This window comes from Actinoplanes sp. NPDC051633 (assembly GCF_040681735.1).
Classification (GTDB): domain Bacteria; phylum Actinomycetota; class Actinomycetes; order Mycobacteriales; family Micromonosporaceae; genus Actinoplanes.
Genome location: NZ_JBFAZH010000833.1, coordinates 1 through 3,477 on the forward strand (window position 1 = coordinate 1; position 3,477 = coordinate 3,477).

Annotated in this window: 2 protein-coding genes and 1 pseudogene; 1 reads left to right on the plus strand and 2 read right to left on the minus strand. The window is 58.4% G+C overall.

The genetic code is table 11. The annotated features are described in order from the left end of the window. Positions 1-204 precede the first annotated feature (204 nt). Positions 205-720 (plus strand): hypothetical protein, encoded by a 516-nt coding sequence (locus AB0M20_RS32935; RefSeq protein WP_364304242.1) that lies wholly within the window; start codon positions 205-207, stop codon positions 718-720. Positions 721-1,024: 304 nt separating this feature from the next. Here AB0M20_RS32935 and AB0M20_RS32940 read toward each other — a convergent pair whose 3' ends face one another. Both AB0M20_RS32940 and AB0M20_RS32945 read right to left on the minus strand, forming a co-directional pair. Then, positions 1,025-2,971 (minus strand): AAA family ATPase, encoded by a 1,947-nt coding sequence (locus tag AB0M20_RS32940; protein WP_364304243.1) that lies wholly within the window; start codon positions 2,969-2,971, stop codon positions 1,025-1,027. A gap of 220 nt (positions 2,972-3,191) precedes the next feature. Next, a pseudogene (locus AB0M20_RS32945) lies at positions 3,192-3,477 on the minus strand (hypothetical protein); the annotation flags it as partial.

A 3,477-nucleotide genomic window follows, 5' to 3' on the forward strand; every position in this document is an offset into this window, starting at 1 on the left:
GGGCAAGGTCGGTCAGACGTAGGGTGCTCCACCTTGCCCAGGCAGGCCCTGTCCGCTCCACGGTGTGTGGACGAAGGCCGACGGGATGGCTGTTGCACCGGACTAGCATCGTGGCCGGATCGACACACCCCAAACAAGGGCTGACTTTGCTTACTGAAAACTCGTCCCCTTCTACCGAGGGCGGTAGGTAACTACGTTGTGCCGATGCGATGGGTCGAGCTGGTGCTGTTCCTGGTCGGACTGGGGTTCGAGGTCGTCGGGTTAGTGCTGGTGTACCAGCGGTTCGAGCGGCTCCGAATTCGGGACGAACGCTTGACAGAGAAAGTCATCCAAGAGCTGCTGAATCCCACTCCAGCCACCCGCGCTCCTGCCGGAGCCGCCGCCAGTAGCTACGAAGCGTTCGACGCTGAAGCTTGGACGTCCGTGCCGCCCGTGAACGACCCCAGGTTCCGCCTGGAACTGGACGCCAAGCTGCTCTACCTACGGATGAGTATCCAAGCACTTGTTGATGCGCTGTCAAGGCAGATGGACCTAGATCAAACCGAACAGCGACTGGCCGACCTTGAGATCCTGCGCGCGCAGACAGAGGCGGACTACCAAGCGGCGATCGAGAAGGAGCAAAAGCGGCTGGCCAACCATAGCTGGTGGTTGGTCTTGATTGGACTCGGGCTGCAAGCAGCGTCTCAAGTGCTTCAGCTCTTGGTGACACAGTCGACCTAGGCCAGCCGATCAACGGGGGCTGCCTCGTCCGTTTTGGCGGAGCGGCGCGCCTCCTGAAGCATCGGATACCTTCGCGCTCCGCCAGCCGCTGAGTTCGGCGGGGCCACGACTTGATCGCCACTGACATCTACGTCTGACATCAACGACGGTGACCGGTGGCGGCCGGGAGCGGACGAAGCTTGGCACCAGCCCGGACGTCATAGACACGCACAGACGTTCGACCGTCGCCGGCAACGCCTTACAAGCGAGGGTCCGGTCGTCAGCGGCGGGCGCTGGCTGCGCGCAGCGACCGCCGCTGGTCTCCTTAAGCCAACGCTATCTCTAGACTGCGGATGAAGGACAGGACCTCACCGTCGAGTTCTGAGGAGCGTATTTCGCGCGCCAATCGGTATGAATTAAAAGTTTGTCCACCAATCGCCGCAACCTCTTGATTCAGTGTGCTGATAAACCGCTTTCCTGGAACCAACTCCAACTTCTCTGTGTCCCAGGCCGACTCGAAGTCGACAATCGCCGTCCTGGCTACCGATGTTAGATCGAGCTTCTTCGGCGCGTCACGTTGACGACGTCCAATCCATGCCGCCAGAGTCTCATTCCTGAGGCCGTCGGCGACTCGGTCCATCAGCGCATGAATGGATTGCACGGCTACGCCAGAAACTCTTGCTATCACTTCTTCGCTCAAAAGATAATTCTCAATTTCTTTTCGATGCCACACGTGGACGTTAGCACCGTCGCGACGGACCTGAGCAGCGATATCGGCAATTACTTCGTCACTTCGATAGTCTCTGTCTAGCAAGACGGTTGCCGCGGGACCGCCTCCAGCCTTCTGAAGGATTCGCGTGAAACCGGCAACACTACTCCAGCCACTGAATCCGCCAATCGAAACCGTCGAAAGGCCTTGCTCGTTGGCGACCTTTACAGCACCAACACGTTGAGCAAGAATACGCAACAGCGCGGCATCCTGACCTTCGACGAATAAAACGGCCTTGCGGGTGAGGGCTCTAGCCAGGCCGAATTGAAGCCCACTTCCGATCTGGCCGGCGAACTCCGCAATAGCGCCGCCTCCGCTAAATCTCGTTCCTCCGTCGAGTTCTAGGTTTATTGCTATCGCTGAATCTGGTCCTACCTCGTTAAGTATCTCCACGCTATGAGTCGCTAGAATGACTTGCGTGTCGGCACCTCGTACAAGAGTTATGAGGCGACGTTGCAAGTCTGGGTGCATAAACACGTCGGGCTCGTCCAGGATCAAGCAGGGCCTATCCCTTTCTCGCCAGAGGTGAAAAAGAACTTGTAGCCACGTCTGAAGCCCGTCGCCGAGCCACGTGATTTCTCGCTCCTTACCGCTACGCGACTCACGACAGAAGAGGTCAAGAAATTCGTCTCGTCCGGCATCCGACCTCTCTAGTCTGATGCCGGATATCTCGGGAGTGTTTTGGAGAAGAAACTCCACGAATTCGTCCCATGTTCCTGCGTCTTCGTTCAGGTAAGTCTGCCAGAGCTGATTTCGGAAACGAACACTTGCGAGTCGAGTGGTGTAGTTTGCCCGAGCCGTTCGCGCCGTTACTAGCCTTTCCCTACCTTCGCATGGAGTCAAAGTGGGAACGACGCCGATCTCCGGAAAAGACGTTTTCGCAAGATTGGTTCCTCTGGCACGATTGCCAGGCGGGCCCGTTAACGAAAAGAAGCCGCGTCGCGGGCTAGGATCTTCTGATTCAGGCCACTCCACTCTCAGGAAACCACCGTTTGTAAAGGTCAATTCGATAGTGGCCTCTTCGCGTAGAAAATTATGATAGATATTTTCGTCGTTAAAGGCGGCGTTATCGATGCTCACGTCTGCGATAGTGTGAGCACGTGGCTTGCCCGCCGCTCGTGCGGTGGCATCGCCCGGGTTTCGTCGTCGCGCCTGATCCAACAACGCGGCGCACAATCTAATGGCACCTACGATCGTGGTCTTGCCAGCACTGTTTGGACCAACTAAGACGCTTACGTCTGGATTGAATGTGAGGTTGAACTTACGGAATCCCTTAAACGAGTGAAGAGTGATGCGCTTTAACACGAAGGCCTCGCAACATGCGTTTCGAAGAGTCATGATTCTACCTGCATGATTACGATGGCAGTCAATCGTATTTCGGGCGCCAGTGATACCACCGCTAGTGCCGGCCAACTGACGCGGCGGCCCTCTGACCGTCCAGCTCCAAGGCTCCGGCGGAGCCGGTGACCGACCTCGTTGCGGGGCGGCGTCACCGCCTCGCATTCGGCAGCCTTCACGTGGCCGAACTGTGCGCGGAGGCACGTCCCGACCCCACTTCGCCGGTGATCCTGCGGGCGACTGGCCCACAGACTGAATTACAGCAGCCGACGTCACCAAGCAGGATCCCAACGAGCCCGATTAGCCGATGAGCAGCCGAGCCGACCAAACCCGCGAGCGCGTACGCCAGATCGTCACCGAGGGCGAGTAGTGCTCTAGGCCGACATCAGGCCGGGATGATGACCAGCTCGCCGCCGAAGTCGCTCTCAATCCGCTCGCAGATCGACGTTTCCTCGCAGGACAACGTCCAGTTCTCGCCGACCACCATGATCGTGTCCGAGACGCCAGCAAGCAACTCGGCGTGGGCCGCGGGTTCTCCTGCGGCCTCCTCGTGCGAGTCGTAGATTGAGACCACGACCTCCTTGCTGCCGACGAAGCAGGAGCCACGCTCCAGCGCGCCAAGAGCGCCCTGGGTCTCCTCCCAGTTCCGGCATCTTAAACAAAAACATAAA

What these genes read in the sequence shown, in the direction of transcription:
- AB0M20_RS32935 (WP_364304242.1), top strand. Translation starts at nt 205, where the DNA reads ATGCGATGGGTCGAGCTGGTGCTGTTCCTGGTCGGACTGGGGTTCGAG.
- AB0M20_RS32940 (WP_364304243.1), bottom strand. Translation starts at nt 2,971, where the DNA reads ATGCGAGGCGGTGACGCCGCCCCGCAACGAGGTCGGTCACCGGCTCCG.